Source organism: Flagellimonas lutaonensis (assembly GCF_000963865.1).
Taxonomy (GTDB): Bacteria; Bacteroidota; Bacteroidia; order Flavobacteriales; family Flavobacteriaceae; genus Flagellimonas_A; species Flagellimonas_A lutaonensis.
The window spans coordinates 274345-287609 of the sequence record NZ_CP011071.1 but is presented as its reverse complement, the minus strand read 5'-3'; the positions used below and the strand labels follow the sequence as shown (position 1 = coordinate 287609).

16 protein-coding genes are annotated in these 13265 nt (G+C 46.0%); 9 read left to right on the top strand and 7 right to left on the bottom strand.

Features of this window, described 5'->3' with window-relative positions:
• Positions 1–24: 24 nt before the first annotated feature.
• Genes VC82_RS01340 through VC82_RS01325 form a run of 4 tightly spaced genes read right to left on the bottom strand, consistent with a single transcriptional unit; the run spans position 25 to position 3782 of the window.
• Entirely contained in the window at positions 25–1092 is a 1068-nt protein-coding gene (locus VC82_RS01340; protein WP_045800787.1) for a DUF3810 domain-containing protein, read from the bottom strand.
• 6 nt (positions 1093–1098) lie between these two features.
• Positions 1099–2205: a peptidylprolyl isomerase gene (locus VC82_RS01335; RefSeq protein ID WP_045803158.1), complete on the bottom strand. Its 1107-nt coding sequence runs from the start codon at positions 2203–2205 to the stop codon at positions 1099–1101.
• Between the two features lie 15 nt (positions 2206–2220).
• Positions 2221–2769, bottom strand: coding sequence for a gliding motility-associated peptidyl-prolyl isomerase GldI (gene gldI, locus VC82_RS01330; protein WP_045800786.1), 549 nt, complete (start codon positions 2767–2769; stop codon positions 2221–2223).
• Complete coding sequence (locus VC82_RS01325; protein WP_045800785.1) at positions 2766–3782, bottom strand: DHH family phosphoesterase; 1017 nt, start codon at positions 3780–3782, stop codon at positions 2766–2768. The genes gldI and VC82_RS01325 overlap by 4 nt, the downstream gene beginning before the upstream one ends.
• 76 nt (positions 3783–3858) lie before the next feature.
• On the opposite strand from VC82_RS01325, the gene VC82_RS01320 reads away from it, so the two are divergent.
• Both VC82_RS01320 and VC82_RS01315 read left to right on the top strand, forming a co-directional pair.
• The gene (locus tag VC82_RS01320) at positions 3859–4902 is read left to right on the top strand and encodes an alkaline phosphatase D family protein (RefSeq protein WP_045800784.1); all 1044 of its coding nucleotides are present in this window, start codon (positions 3859–3861) and stop codon (positions 4900–4902) included.
• A gap of 49 nt (positions 4903–4951) precedes the next feature.
• On the top strand, positions 4952–5371 hold the full coding sequence (locus tag VC82_RS01315; RefSeq protein ID WP_045800783.1) for a nucleoside-diphosphate kinase: 420 nt from the start codon (positions 4952–4954) through the stop codon (positions 5369–5371).
• 57 nt (positions 5372–5428) lie between these two features.
• Here VC82_RS01315 and VC82_RS01310 read toward each other — a convergent pair whose 3' ends face one another.
• The 3 genes from VC82_RS01310 to recF are packed head-to-tail and all read right to left on the bottom strand — an operon-like array spanning position 5429 to position 7243.
• Positions 5429–5725: a DciA family protein gene (locus VC82_RS01310; protein ID WP_045800782.1), complete on the bottom strand. Its 297-nt coding sequence runs from the start codon at positions 5723–5725 to the stop codon at positions 5429–5431.
• Positions 5725–6141, bottom strand: coding sequence for a lipocalin family protein (locus VC82_RS01305; protein ID WP_045800781.1), 417 nt, complete (start codon positions 6139–6141; stop codon positions 5725–5727). Before VC82_RS01305 ends, VC82_RS01310 begins: the two co-directional genes overlap by 1 nt.
• Positions 6142–6154: 13 nt before the next feature.
• Positions 6155–7243 carry a DNA replication/repair protein RecF gene (recF, locus tag VC82_RS01300; protein ID WP_045800780.1) on the bottom strand — a complete coding sequence of 363 codons (1089 nt, stop codon included), beginning with the start codon at positions 7241–7243 and terminating at the stop codon, positions 6155–6157.
• 291 nt (positions 7244–7534) lie between these two features.
• On the opposite strand from recF, the gene VC82_RS01295 reads away from it, so the two are divergent.
• From VC82_RS01295 to VC82_RS01265, 7 genes are all read left to right on the top strand, one after another.
• The gene (locus tag VC82_RS01295) at positions 7535–8296 is read left to right on the top strand and encodes a tetratricopeptide repeat protein (protein WP_045800779.1); all 762 of its coding nucleotides are present in this window, start codon (positions 7535–7537) and stop codon (positions 8294–8296) included.
• Between the two features lie 7 nt (positions 8297–8303).
• Positions 8304–8783 carry a 6,7-dimethyl-8-ribityllumazine synthase gene (gene ribH, locus VC82_RS01290; protein WP_045800778.1) on the top strand — a complete coding sequence of 160 codons (480 nt, stop codon included), beginning with the start codon at positions 8304–8306 and terminating at the stop codon, positions 8781–8783.
• Positions 8776–9120, top strand: coding sequence for a hypothetical protein (locus tag VC82_RS01285; RefSeq protein WP_045800777.1), 345 nt, complete (start codon positions 8776–8778; stop codon positions 9118–9120). The genes ribH and VC82_RS01285 overlap by 8 nt, the downstream gene beginning before the upstream one ends.
• A gap of 264 nt (positions 9121–9384) precedes the next feature.
• The gene (locus VC82_RS01280) at positions 9385–9669 is read left to right on the top strand and encodes a hypothetical protein (RefSeq protein ID WP_045803157.1); all 285 of its coding nucleotides are present in this window, start codon (positions 9385–9387) and stop codon (positions 9667–9669) included.
• On the top strand, positions 9669–11510 hold the full coding sequence (mutL, locus tag VC82_RS01275; protein WP_045800776.1) for a DNA mismatch repair endonuclease MutL: 1842 nt from the start codon (positions 9669–9671) through the stop codon (positions 11508–11510). The genes VC82_RS01280 and mutL overlap by 1 nt, the downstream gene beginning before the upstream one ends.
• Positions 11511–12248, top strand: coding sequence for a rhomboid family intramembrane serine protease (locus VC82_RS01270; RefSeq protein ID WP_045800775.1), 738 nt, complete (start codon positions 11511–11513; stop codon positions 12246–12248). It abuts the gene before it with no gap.
• On the top strand, positions 12248–13117 hold the full coding sequence (locus tag VC82_RS01265; protein WP_045800774.1) for a rhomboid family protein: 870 nt from the start codon (positions 12248–12250) through the stop codon (positions 13115–13117). Before VC82_RS01270 ends, VC82_RS01265 begins: the two co-directional genes overlap by 1 nt.
• The last annotated feature ends 148 nt before the right edge of the window (positions 13118–13265 follow it).

The window sequence follows — 13265 nt, the reverse complement described above, 5'->3', positions numbered from 1 at the left end:
CAGGCTTATTTCGCAACCAAAACGCTAAAATCCATAGGCTCGGTCATAACCTATCAACAAACCCACCGCGGCATTGTAGCTCTCAATGCCCTTTTCTTGGTTGTTGGCCTTTAAAAAGGTACTAAAGGCCGATTTGAACAAGGGTTCCAACGGGTTTTGGTAGCGTTCCCAAAATTGTACCAGTTCTTGGTAGTTTTTTCTGATCCCCTCGTTCAAACCCGCATAGAGCATATCGAACATTTCAGGGTCTGCCACCGAAAGTTCAGAAAGACAATAGGCAAGGGCATGGGTATGGGCGGCATACTTAAAATAGGGATCTGGGTGCCTTGAGGTAACCAAAAAACCGATAAAGTTGGTGGCATCTTCGGCCGAATAGCCAATTTGGTGCCCTACTTCATGTCCGCTTATAGAGGCCAAACGAAAAGCGGGCACTTTGGCATTGACCTGTGCCTCGTTGGTGAACGGGTTCAAGTACCCCCCATACCCCATATAGGTCAGGGGCAAACTATAAAGGGATGATTTTAGGCTACGCGTCTTATATTCCAAAAAAGGATGTTCTTCTTTGATCAATTGGTACCCTCGGTAGGTCATTTTGTAGATGTCCCTATCGGAAAAGGGCACCGTAACGGGCATAGTGCTGTCACGGGTAATTTGAAGGTGCAGGCTATTGGTTCTTTGAACAAGCTTTTCGGAGAGGGCTTGTAGCTCTCTGGAAGTGTAATTGGTGGCAATGCCCATTTTTTCTTCGATCGGCAATCGGTAATAGTTCATGCCCCAGAACAGGTGAAACACGAAATACACAGCGGAAAGCACCGTAATGATGTTTCTAAAAAAGGGAAAAGGTTTTCTTCGGATGGTTTTCCAACGAAGATAAAGGTATCGAATGGCCAGAACGGCCAGAACGGTATAGAGCAGGTCGCCAAACGAAAAAGGAATCCATCCGAACAGCAACCGCAAAAAGCGGGACAATACCGGATAGATTCCCTCGCTGTAAAAAACCTCGACCCGATCAGGATGTCGCGCCACCCACTTCACCAAGAGAATCTGGGGAAGCAGCGCCAGTGCGATGCCATTTTTTACACGGGCCTTCACAGTTACCTATTGGGCGATACCGACAACCTCAAGGTCGAACACCAAGGTAGATCCCCCTGGAATGGGGCCGTAGTCTTGATCGCCATACCCCAAGTGTGGGGGTACAAATGCCCTGATTTTATCGCCAACCCTCATGGTCATAAGAGCCTCCCTGAACCCAGCCGCTAGACGGGCCTCGGGACTATAGAGCATGGGAAAGGGTCGATAACCACCCTGATCCCTTCGACCCGGATCCAACTGGTTGAACTTCAAGGCCACTTCCTCAATGTTGCTGTCAAATAGATCTCCGTGGGTAAAGTAGCCCGCGTAGTTGACCAATACTTTTTGCCCGATCTTGGGTTTTTCGCCCTCACCTTCCTTAAAGGTATAGATTTTAAGACCTGATTCTGTTTCTTCGGCTTCGGCCATTTGGCTTTCAAACTCAGCGGCCAGATCTGCTTTCATCTGGTTAAAGGCAGCTTCTTCTTTTTCAGCTTCCTTAAAATAGTCGGTCATGACTTGAACGGCATCAAACTTTTTGGCCTCTTTTCCGTTTCGAATGATCTCGACCTTGTTCATCTTCACGTCAACAATAGGTTTGTTGCGCGGCCCCACTTTTACGCTGGCAATACTATCGACCACTTCGATACCTTTGACCACCTCGCCGAAAACGGTGTGCTTCCCATCCAACCAAGGCGTCTCTTTGTGGGTGATAAAAAACTGGCTCCCGTTGGTCTTGGGGCCACCATTGGCCATTGAAAGAATTCCTTTTCTGTCGTGTTTCAGGGTATCGACAAATTCATCTTTGAACTTATACCCGGGATTGCCCCTGCCGGTGCCCTCTGGGTCGCCACCCTGTATCATAAAATCTTTCATCACACGGTGAAAGGTCAGTCCGTCGTAATACCTTTTGTCTTTATATTCCTCTGCGACATAAGGGCTGTTGCCTTCGGCAAGTGACACAAAGTTGGCCACGGTTACCGGTGTGGCCTTGTGGTAGAGTTTCACCACGATATCGCCTTTGGTGGTTTGGATATCGGCAAAAATACCGTCGCCCAAATCGGCATATTTGCTCGATTTGCAGGCGGTAAAGGCAATGGCGATGGCAATCAGATATAAAAATCTATTCTTCATTTTGTTTCTAATCATTTAATTAATACTGTCTTTATGTTTTTTTATTTCCAATATCTCCACAGTTGACTTCAAAGGGGTGAGGGGGGCAATCTTATCGTCATCGCCATGGTACCCATACCCTAGTGATGAGGGAAACAAAAAGGTGGCCCGTTCACCTTCTTTCAATAGTTTCACCGCATTTCGCAATCCGGGGAAAAGCTGTTGCTTGTCGACCACATACGGAACCAATCCGATGTCGTCTGCACTATAAATGGTGTCGTTGGCAAGGGTCAATACGTTGTACGATAGTAGCACGCCGTCTTTTGGCCTAGGGGTGTAGGCACTGGTATCATTTTGTTTTTCGTAGTAGTACCAAAAACCCGAAGCACTTTCCCGGTATTGGTTGGCGGTGTCTTTCGCTATAATGTTTGCTATAAGGGCTTCCTCGGCGGCAAGGATCTGTTTGTTGCGTTCTACGGTCTCCTTGAGAAAACTCCCTGATTTTACCTGTACCGGGCGTCTTGGCTCGGGCTCCTTACAGGCAAAAATCGTTGCTATCATTAAAATGGGCAGCAATTTTTTCATACGGCCAGTTGTTTTTTGTATTTCGGAAGGAGTGCCATAAAACGGCTGACCGTTTCATCCATGGACAATTCGCTTTTTCCGCCGGCGGCATTGGTGTGCCCACCACCGCCGAAGTGCGTTCGGGCGAATTCGTTGACCGAGAAACTGCCGACCGACCGAAACGATATCTTTATAATTTCTTCCTCCCTGTTCTCAATGAAGATTACCGCAAATTTAATTCCCTCTATGGTAAGCCCATAGTTCACAAAACCCTCGGTATCACCTTTTTTGTAGTCATGGGCATCCAGTTCGTTCTGCGAAAGGGTGGTATAGGCGGTGTGGAATTCTTCAAGGATCACCATGTTTTTAAGGGCCACCCCCAATAAGTGCAGACGGCTGGCTGAATTGGTGTCAAAAACCTTTTGGTGTATCAGCATATTGTCTGCGCCCTTATCGATCAGGTCGGCCACCACACGGTGTGTACGGCTCGTGGTGCTCGAGAACTTGAACGAGCCCGTATCGGTCATAATGCCGGTGTACAGACATGTGGCCATGTCTTTTGTGATGGCAGCGGTATGGTCTATTTTTTCAATAAAGTTATAGACCATTTCGCAGGTAGAGCTCATCGACACATCTGAATAGGTTACCCTGGCATACCCCGAGGGCTCTTGGTGGTGATCGATCATTATGAAATCGGCTTTGGACACCTTTAAAATATTTTCCATTTGCCCCGTTCTTGAAAAATGGTTGAAATCCAACGTGAAAATCAAGTCGGCCTTTTGAAGGGCTTCGACCGCCTGTGAATTTTCTTTTTCGAAGTTCAAAATGGTATCATTACCGGGCATCCACTTTAAAAAACGGGGGTAATCGTTGGGTGCTACTACCTGTACCTGTAGTCCTTTTTGCTTTAGAAAATGATAGAGCCCCAGACATGACCCAATGGCGTCACCATCAGGGTTTTTGTGGGGCACAACAACAATATTCTGGGCTTTGGAAAGTAGTGACCGTACGGTCGAGATATCCTCCACATTCATGGGCGCAAAGATACAATAATATAACATTGTCGATTGTAGGCGATGAAGTATTTTTGAAAACCGATTACCATCCACAATGAGAACTATCTTTCAAATTTCGCTTCTGTTTTTCTTGCTCTTTGGCTGTAAATCTGCCCGTGATTTGGTTGAAGCCCCAGCAACAAGCCCTTCAAAAAAACCAGCAACCTTTGTAATTACCTTTGGCTCCTGCAACAAGCATGATGCCGAAAACCCGTACTGGGACGATATTCTCGATGCACGGCCCGATGTATGGATATGGGGTGGCGATAATATCTATGCCGATACCGATGATATGGCAAAAATGAGGGCCATGTACGAAGCCCAGAGAAAGGTGGACGGCTATGCGAAGCTCACCAAAAAGGTGGAGGTCATCGGCACGTGGGACGACCATGATTATGGCCTGAACGACGGAGGGGCCGAGTTTGTAAAAAAAAGAGAGAGCCAACAGATTTTTCTTGATTTTATGGGAGTCGCCGATACGAGTACGCGGAGAAACCGAGACGGTGTATATGCCGCACACCAATATAAAGTAGGCCATAAGACGGTGAAGATCTTGGTACTCGACACCCGTTTTTTCAGGTCAGAATTGACGAAAGACCCAACGCCCGACCGAAGATATAGACCCAGTGCATATGGCGAGGGCACTGTTTTGGGCGAGGCACAGTGGCAATGGCTTGAGAGCGAACTCAGAAATTCCAATGCCGATTTCAACATACTGGTGACCAGTATCCAGTTTTTGTCAAGCGAGCATGGTTTTGAGAAATGGGCAAACTTTCCACATGAGGTCGACCGTATGAAAAAATTGATTGTAGATTCCAAGGCCCAAGGGGTTCTTTTTCTTTCAGGTGACCGCCATATCTCGGAGTTTTCAAAAATGAACCTTGGGGGATTGTCATATCCACTGATCGATTTTACCAGTAGCGGCCTTACCCATTCTTACGCCGATTTTTCAGGAGAGCCGAATTCCCTTAGGGTGGGCGAGGTGGTCTCGCAAACCAGTTTCGGGCTCGTAACCCTCGATTTGGAAAACCATAGCGCTTTCTTTCAGATAATGGGGGAAAACGGAACCGTCTTACAGGCCCTTTCGCAACAGTATTGAGCCTTGCAGGTTACTGTAAAAAGTGTACTTTTGCGCAAAAATTTTTCAGATGTCAGGAAACCGAACATTTACCATGATAAAGCCAGATGCTGTTGAGAACGGTCATATTGGCGCCATTTTAGAAAAGATTACGGCAGCAGGCTTTAAGATTGTGGCCATGAAGTACACCCAATTGAGCAAAAGGGATGCCGAGCAGTTTTATGCCATTCATAAAGAGCGGCCCTTTTTTGATGAGCTGGTAGCCTTTATGACCCGCGGGCCCATTGTGGCGGCCATTCTCGAAAAAGACAATGCCGTTGACGATTTCAGGGCATTGATCGGGGCGACCAATCCTGCTGAGGCAGCTGAGGGCACCATCAGAAAGCTGTATGCGAAAGATATTGGCGAAAATGCCATTCATGGTTCAGACAGTGATGAAAACGCCGCTATTGAAAGTGCTTTCCATTTTGCCGGAAGAGAGATTTTCTAAGGAAATAGCATTGCTGAAAGCACAAAGCCGCCCTATGGCGGCTTTTTTGTTGCCCGATTAGCGCAAGACCAGTTTTTTGATCAAATCTTTGCCCAATTCTTCGTTGAGCATGGCGATGATCTTCGATTTGCCAAGGCTCAGCTCTTGTCGTAGCACGGAGGAAGAGAGCGAAACATACAGGGTGTCGTTGACCAAATCAACCGCAGTGGTATAGTTGTTCACCCCATTCCCCATCAGATTGGTCCACGCGGTGCGTACATCGACCTTGTCGATTCCCTTCTGCAATTTGTTCTCTGAAATGAACTCTTTCAAGGCATCGCCCAAACTTAGGTGCTCGCTGTGTCTCTTTGGCATTACCTAGTTATGTTTATGGGGTCAAAACGTTTATACTTGTAAGTGACCCCGTCTTCATTGACCACTGAAAAATGGTCACTTGAAAGCTGGGTCAATTCTTCTTGCCATTCGCTCAACCCTGTATCGTAGTCGAACACAAAGCCCTTTTCAGAGACCTTCAAGGTGAAGAATTCTGCATCGTTTGTAACTTCAAAGCTTCCATCGAGTTTCGGATAGACTTTTTTTCGAAAACCTTTTCTTCCTTCCAACTCAATATAATCGATTGTGGTGCTAGATTGGTACTGTTTGGTATTTCCATCAGAAAAGACCACTTTCTCAATTTCCCAGTAGCCGTTCAACAACGGGAGGTCGCTCTCTGAAACCGTGGGCCGGCATCCCAACACACAAATAAAAACTACTACTAGCAATGATCGCATCCCACAAATGAATTCAAGGTTGGTTCAAGTTAAAGATTTTATAGTCTTGATGGATTGTTTTAACTACTTTTTCGGTACGTTCGGCATGGGTGTCGCTTATAAATAGCTGTCCGAAATTATCGTCGTTGACCAACCCAACGATATGCGCCACCCTTTTCTCGTCCAATTTGTCAAAGATATCATCAAGCAATAGAATGGGCTCGGTGCCCGCTTGCTGTTTGATAAAGTTGAATTGCGCCAATTTTAAGGCGATCAAAAAAGATTTTTGCTGTCCCTGGCTGCCAAATTTTTTAATGGGGAGACCGGCAATGGTAAAGCCTAGATCATCTTTGTGAATGCCCACCGATGTATATTGCAGTGCCCTGTCTTTTTCGAGTGCGCCTTCGAGTAAAGGGAGCAGACCATCTTCGAACAACTGGCTTTCGTAGCTCAGTGAAATGGCCTCGTCCTTATCAGATATGTTGCGATACTGCCGTTCAAAGATGGGGATGAAACGCTCAAGAAAGTTTCTTCTTTTATCAAAAATCTCTTGTCCGAACTGTGACAGCTGCTCGTTATAGACCGACAAGGTCTTGGCATCGTACGTACGGTTCAGGGCAAAGTATTTCAACAATGAATTTCGTTGAGCCAAGGTCTTGTTGTACTTGAGCAAAGTCTGCAGGTAGGTTTTGTCAGACTGCGAAATGACCCCATCGATAAATTTTCTTCGGGTCTCGCTTCCTTCTATAATTAGATCACGGTCTGCGGGCGAGATGATCACCAAGGGCAAGAAACCAATGTGCTCTGAGAAGCGTTCATAGGGCTTTCCGTTTCGCTTGATAATTTTCTTGAGTCCTTTTTTAAAACTACAGACCACTTTTTCTTCGCGGCCATTCTTTTCGAAGAGGCCCTCTACCACAAAAAACTCCTGACCGTGCTTGACATTCTGTGTCGATATGGGATTAAAATAACTTTTGCCGAATGAAAGGTGATAAATAGCGTCGAGAATATTGGTCTTTCCGACGCCGTTCTCGCCCACCAGACAGTTGATGGTAGGTTTAAATTCGAAATCGGCCGAAGAAAAATTTTTGTAATTGACTAAGGATAAATGCTTTAAAAACATACAGGTACTTGTACAAACTGTGGGGGCCACTAATGACCGTGGCTATATAGGGTTTCAAAAATAACGAATATTTGCCTTTAGAGCCTGTTCAGGAGTTTGTGATTAGAATTGTTATAGAATCATTTTTGATGCGGGACGAGGCAAAATTTTCGGGCATGGCCATGGCTGCGGGCTAAAATTTCAACAAAGTGCCACGCAAAAAGGGGCATAAGAAAATAATTGACAAATTCTTAAACAGGTTCTTAAGTTTTGGATAAAAACTTTATTTTTGCGCGATCAATTAAATACAGCATGGCTACATACAAGAAGCGGGGCTTTAAACCAAAGAATAAGCAAGAAGAGGCTGAAATTCAGCATAAAGACAGTACGACGGCGGAGGTATTCAGCACCTTGGATGAGAGCGCTTCCAAAACAGAGGCTTGGGTTTCCAAAAACCAGAACTACATTCTTGGGGGCATCATCGTAATTGCCTTGGGTGTATTGGGTTACCTGGTCTACGGGCGGTATATACAACAGCCCAAAGAAGCCACTGCGGCGAATGAACTGTATTATCCACAGCAGTATTTTGACCAAGCTTTGGGCAACGAGGTGGCCAAAGATTCCCTTTTGGACTTGGCCTTGAATGGTGCCGAGGGCAAGTTTGGTTTTCTGGATATTATCGAAGAATACAAAGGTACCAAGGCGGCCAATCTGGCGCATTACTCGGCTGGTATGGCCTATCTGCAAAAACAGCAGTACCAAGAGGCCATTGACCATTTAGAGGATTTTGAATCTGACGATGACATTTTGGGAGCAATGGCCAAGGGTGCCATCGGCGATGCCTTTGCACAATTGAACCAGCCCAATGAGGCTTTGGAGTACTACGAAAAGGCCTTTGGCCACAGTACCAACGACTATACCACCCCCATGTATCTATACAAGGCCGGTGTCACGGCCTTGGATTTGGGACAAAAAGACAAGGCACTTACTTTTTTCAAAAGGATAAAGGAAGAGTTTTCAAAGTCACAAGAGGCCACCAATATCGATGTCCTCATAGGATTGGCCGAAAACTAAGCAGTAAATGGCCACTGAAGGCAAGAACTTATCAGCGTACGACAAAGGGCAGCTCCCCGATGCCTCGAAGCTCCGCATCGGCCTAGTGGTATCAGAATGGAACGAAGAAATCACGGAAGGCCTTTATCGCGGCGCCAATGAAACCCTCATGGATTGCGGAGTGCTGCCAGACAATATCCTTAGATGGAACGTACCCGGCAGTTTTGAGCTCACCTACGGTTGCAAAAAGCTGTTGCAAACACAGAAAGTGGATGCGGTGATTGCCATCGGGAGCGTAATTCGTGGTGAAACCAGTCATTTTGATTTTGTGTGCCACGCCACGTCACAGGGCATCAAAGACCTCAACCTGCAATTCGACACCCCGGTCATTTTCTGCGTACTTACCGATGATACCAAGCAGCAGGCCATAGACCGTAGTGGTGGCAAGCATGGCAACAAGGGGTCAGAGGCAGCGGTGGCGGCCATTAAGATGGCAACCCTTGGTTAAGAAGGGAAACCTGAATACCCAAACAATTGGATTCAAGCATCAAAAATTAAAATCCCAAGCCCCAAATTCCAAATCCCAATTTGGAACAATAGAAACCAGAAACAGTGAAGGGCAAGTGCCAAGTTCAGGTGCAAAATCAAATCTCAGTGAACCGCTGTGGTTGCTTAGTGAACCTCCCCGCAATAAATTTTTCACAGAGCCGCACAGAGTCAAAAATGAGTTTCTCAAAGAAAATGAAACTTCAATGGTTGTTTTCAAACATGGTTTTGAATATATAAAGCCTAGAGCATGTACAAAAGAACCTGAACCTAGAAACAAGGGAAACCTTGCACCCTAAGCCCTAAACTTTGGACCCTCAACCCGCAATCAGCACTTTCTGACCTTAAACGCTGCCGTCATACGCTTTGCACCGAGTGCATACACTGGTTATCCGTTATGGGTCAAATGCCAACCAAGGACCAAATTCCAGCCAGAAACCCTAAAAACCAAAAACAATTAAAACGCTGCAACCTTCAACCCCATGCTGTTAACATTTTTTGGCATGGCTTGGTTTTTGCATCCTATGATTTTAAGTACCTTTGAAATACATGAAAAGGATGTCATGCGGAATTTCCTGAAACTTAAAAAAAACAAGGATTTTGAGTACAAGCCCCGATATTACAAGGGCGAGGGCAATCCTTTTAAGATTGAACACAAACTTGATAAATTCAGAAGTACGGCACATACGCAACGAGGGTTGAAAAACAAGGTCAACTCGGCTATTGAAGACCTCAAGGTAGAGGGCGACAAAAACCTTAAATTGCGTTTTTGGATAATTGTGGCGGTTTTGGTCTTGATTTTCCTCTTTATCATCGACTTCGATTTATCTATATTCCTAAATCCATAATGGCCGATATCATTCGACTTTTACCAGACCATGTTGCCAATCAAATCGCAGCGGGTGAAGTGGTTCAGCGACCAGCTTCTGTGGTTAAAGAGTTGATAGAGAATGCGATAGATGCCAAAGCCTCGATCATCAAACTCATTGTAAAAGATGGTGGTAAATCACTTATTCAGGTGGTCGACGATGGTATGGGCATGAGCGCCACTGATGCGCGTCTTTCATTTGAAAGACACGCCACTTCAAAGATTACAGATGCCCAAGACCTGTTCAATTTAAATACCAAAGGCTTTCGTGGCGAGGCCCTGGCATCCATAGCCGCCATTGCCCATGTCGATATGCAGACACGAACAGAGAACCAAGAACTGGGCACACAGCTGCGTATCGAGGGCAGCAAAGTGGTTATGCAAGAGCCTACCGTTGCACCAAAGGGTACCTCAGTGGCGGTCAAGAACCTTTTTTTCAACATTCCGGCGAGGCGCAATTTTTTGAAATCGAACCAAGTCGAGCTGCGCCATATTACTGACGAGTTTCACCGGGTGGCCCTGGCGCACCCCAATATTGGGTTCCATTTTTTCAACAACGGCTTTGAATTGTTCAATTTGCCAAAGACCAATCTGCGGCAGCGGATCGTACATGTTTTTGGATCAAAAATGAACGAGCGGCTGGTACCGGTGGAAGAAGAGACCCAAGTGGCGAAGATATCCGGGTTTATATGCAAACCTGAATTTGCGAAAAAGAGTAGGGGGTCTCAGTTTTTCTTTGCCAATGACCGCTTTATAAAGAGCCCGTATTTGCACCATGCGGTTATGGCCGCATTCGAGGGTCTTATAAAACCAGACACCGTTCCGGGATATTTTCTGTATTTACAAGTGGCCGCAAATTCTATTGATATCAACATCCATCCTACCAAAACCGAGGTCAAATTTGATGACGAAAACACGTTGTATGCTATTTTGCGTTCTGCGGTCAAACATGCCCTGGGGCAGTTCAACGTGGCACCGGCGTTGGACTTTGAACGCGACCCCAATCTTGACCCCCCCTATGCTTACCAGCGAAAGGGGGCCGTCATGCCCAAAGTGACCTTCGATGCAGATTTTAACCCGTTTGAAGAAAAGTCGGGACCCGAGGGTGTTCGCCGGGCAAGCCAAAGGACATCGGCCAAGGGGTGGGAAAACCTCTACACCGGCCTTGAGACCATTGCCTCGCATGAATTTCAAGGCAACTCAGTGGAAACCGCACCTACCGAAAAACTGTTTGATGATACCGATGAGACGGTTTTACATGATGTATCCACTTTTCAGTTGCGGCGAAAATATATTGTTACCACCATAAAATCAGGCCTCTTGGTCATTGACCAGAACCGGGCACACCAACGGGTATTGTTCGAGCAGTTTTTACGTGAAATGACTATTGACGAGGGTCTGAGCCAACAGTTGCTATTTCCGCTCGAATTGAATTTTTCAAGCGAGGAATTGAGGTTGCTGAAGGAAATAGAAGAGAACCTACGGTCGATGGGGTTTTCATTCACCTATAGGGCCAATGGCCCGCTGTCTGTTGAGGGAGTGCCGTTGTCAGCCGAACGGGGAGATATACAGCAGTTACTGGATGAGCTTATCGCCGGTTACCGTGAAGGCATTTCACATGGCGAATTGTCACCAGCAGAGATTTTGGCAAGAACTTTGAGCAAGGCATTGGCAGTTAAGAACGGGGAGGCCTTGGCAGCCGAATCGCAATTGGCGTTGGTCAATGGCCTCTTCAGTTGTAAAGAACCAATGTTGAGTCCCTTTCAGAAAATGACCTACATCACCATTTCAGAAAGCGATATTGATAAAAAATTTAGGTAAATGGGCGGATTGACAGAAGGTGTTAAGCATTTATTGATCATCAACGTACTGCTCTTTTTTGGGGTATACCTCTACGGAGACCTACTATATGAGTGGTTGGCGCTGTGGTTTTTTGAACACCCCAATTTTAGGTGGTGGCAGGTTGTAAGCCATATGTTCATGCACGGCGGTGTGATGCACATCGTGTTCAACATGTACGCCCTTTGGGCCTTTGGCACCCCTTTGGAACGTATCTGGGGGCGAAACAAGTTTTTGTTCTTTTACTTTTCGGCCGGATTGGGGGCCGCATTGTTGCACACAGGTGTCAACTACTATTTTTTCTCGGAAGGCCTAAACGCGATCGTAGATGCGGGGACTTCTTCTCAGCAGGTTTTAGAGGTGATATCCAACGGGCAGTACAGCCCTGCATGGTACAATGTTGCCCCGAAGACAACTATCGATAGCTTTTTGAATGCCTTCAATACCCCGGCAGTAGGGGCTTCAGGAGCAATTTACGGTATCTTGGTGGCCTTTGCCTTTATGTATTCAGAGGCCGAACTGATGTTGATATTTTTACCAATTCCCATAAAGGCCAAATACTTTGTTCCCCTTTTGATATTGGGGGACCTGATTTTTGGCTTCACCAATGCGAATACGGGCGTGGCCCATTTTGCGCACGTGGGCGGGGCCTTGGTCGGATTTATCATTATGTGGTATTGGAAAAAGAACCGGTTTAACAAAAATCGCTGGGATCGATAATGAACACAGGAGGTATACGATATTACTATGCACGATTGAACATGGCCGAAAAGCTGATTGTTCTCAATGTACTGGTGTTCATTGTTGATGGACTTCTGAAGGGCCTGATAGGAATGTCTACTGTTAACTGGTTCCAATTGCCCAAAGAGTTTTTCGATTTTCTGCAACAGCCGTGGTCGTTGGTAACCTATTCCTTTTTTCATGCGGGCCTGGGCCATATATTTTGGAATATGCTCATGCTCTACTTTGCCGGGCGAATTTTTATGAACCTGTTCGATGCCAAGCGGTTGTTATCGGTTTACTTTTTGGGGGTAATCGTGGGCGGACTTGTCTTTTTGCTGAGTTATAATGTTTTTCCTACCCTGATAAACCAAAACACAGCCTTGATCGGTGCCTCGGCCGGGGTCACCGCAGTGCTCATCTTTATTTGTGCCTACATTCCCAACCAAGAGGTACGTATTATTTTTTTCAATGTCAAGTTGTGGCACATAGGGCTTTTCTTCGTTTTGGTCGACTTGGTACAGATAGCCTATGGTGGCAATACGGGAGGGAGATTGGCCCATTTGGGCGGTGCCTTTTTGGGGTATGTATACGCACGCCAACTACTAAAAGGCAGCGATATCGGTGTCGGGTTTGCCCGTCTTTTTGATACGATGGAAAACTTGTTCAAGCCCAAGGATAAAAAGGCTCCCTTAAAAACCGTTTACAAGAAGAATTCCACAAAGGGCAAATCGGCCAAGGTCGATTACGATAAAGAGACCAAGCAACGAAAGATCGATACCATTTTGGATAAGATAAGCAAGTCTGGCTACGAAAGTCTCTCACAGGCGGAAAAAGATTTTTTGTTCAAAGCAGGTAAAGAAGACTAGCAGGTGGGAAAGTTGTCGAGGTTTCAGAAAATCGTTTTTGTGGCTAACATGTTTTTCGCTTTTCTATTGTTTGCCTCCTACTTTGTGCAGTATGCCCCCATAAGATATTTTCCGATTTTGTCTTTTCTGTCATTGATGGTTTATTACC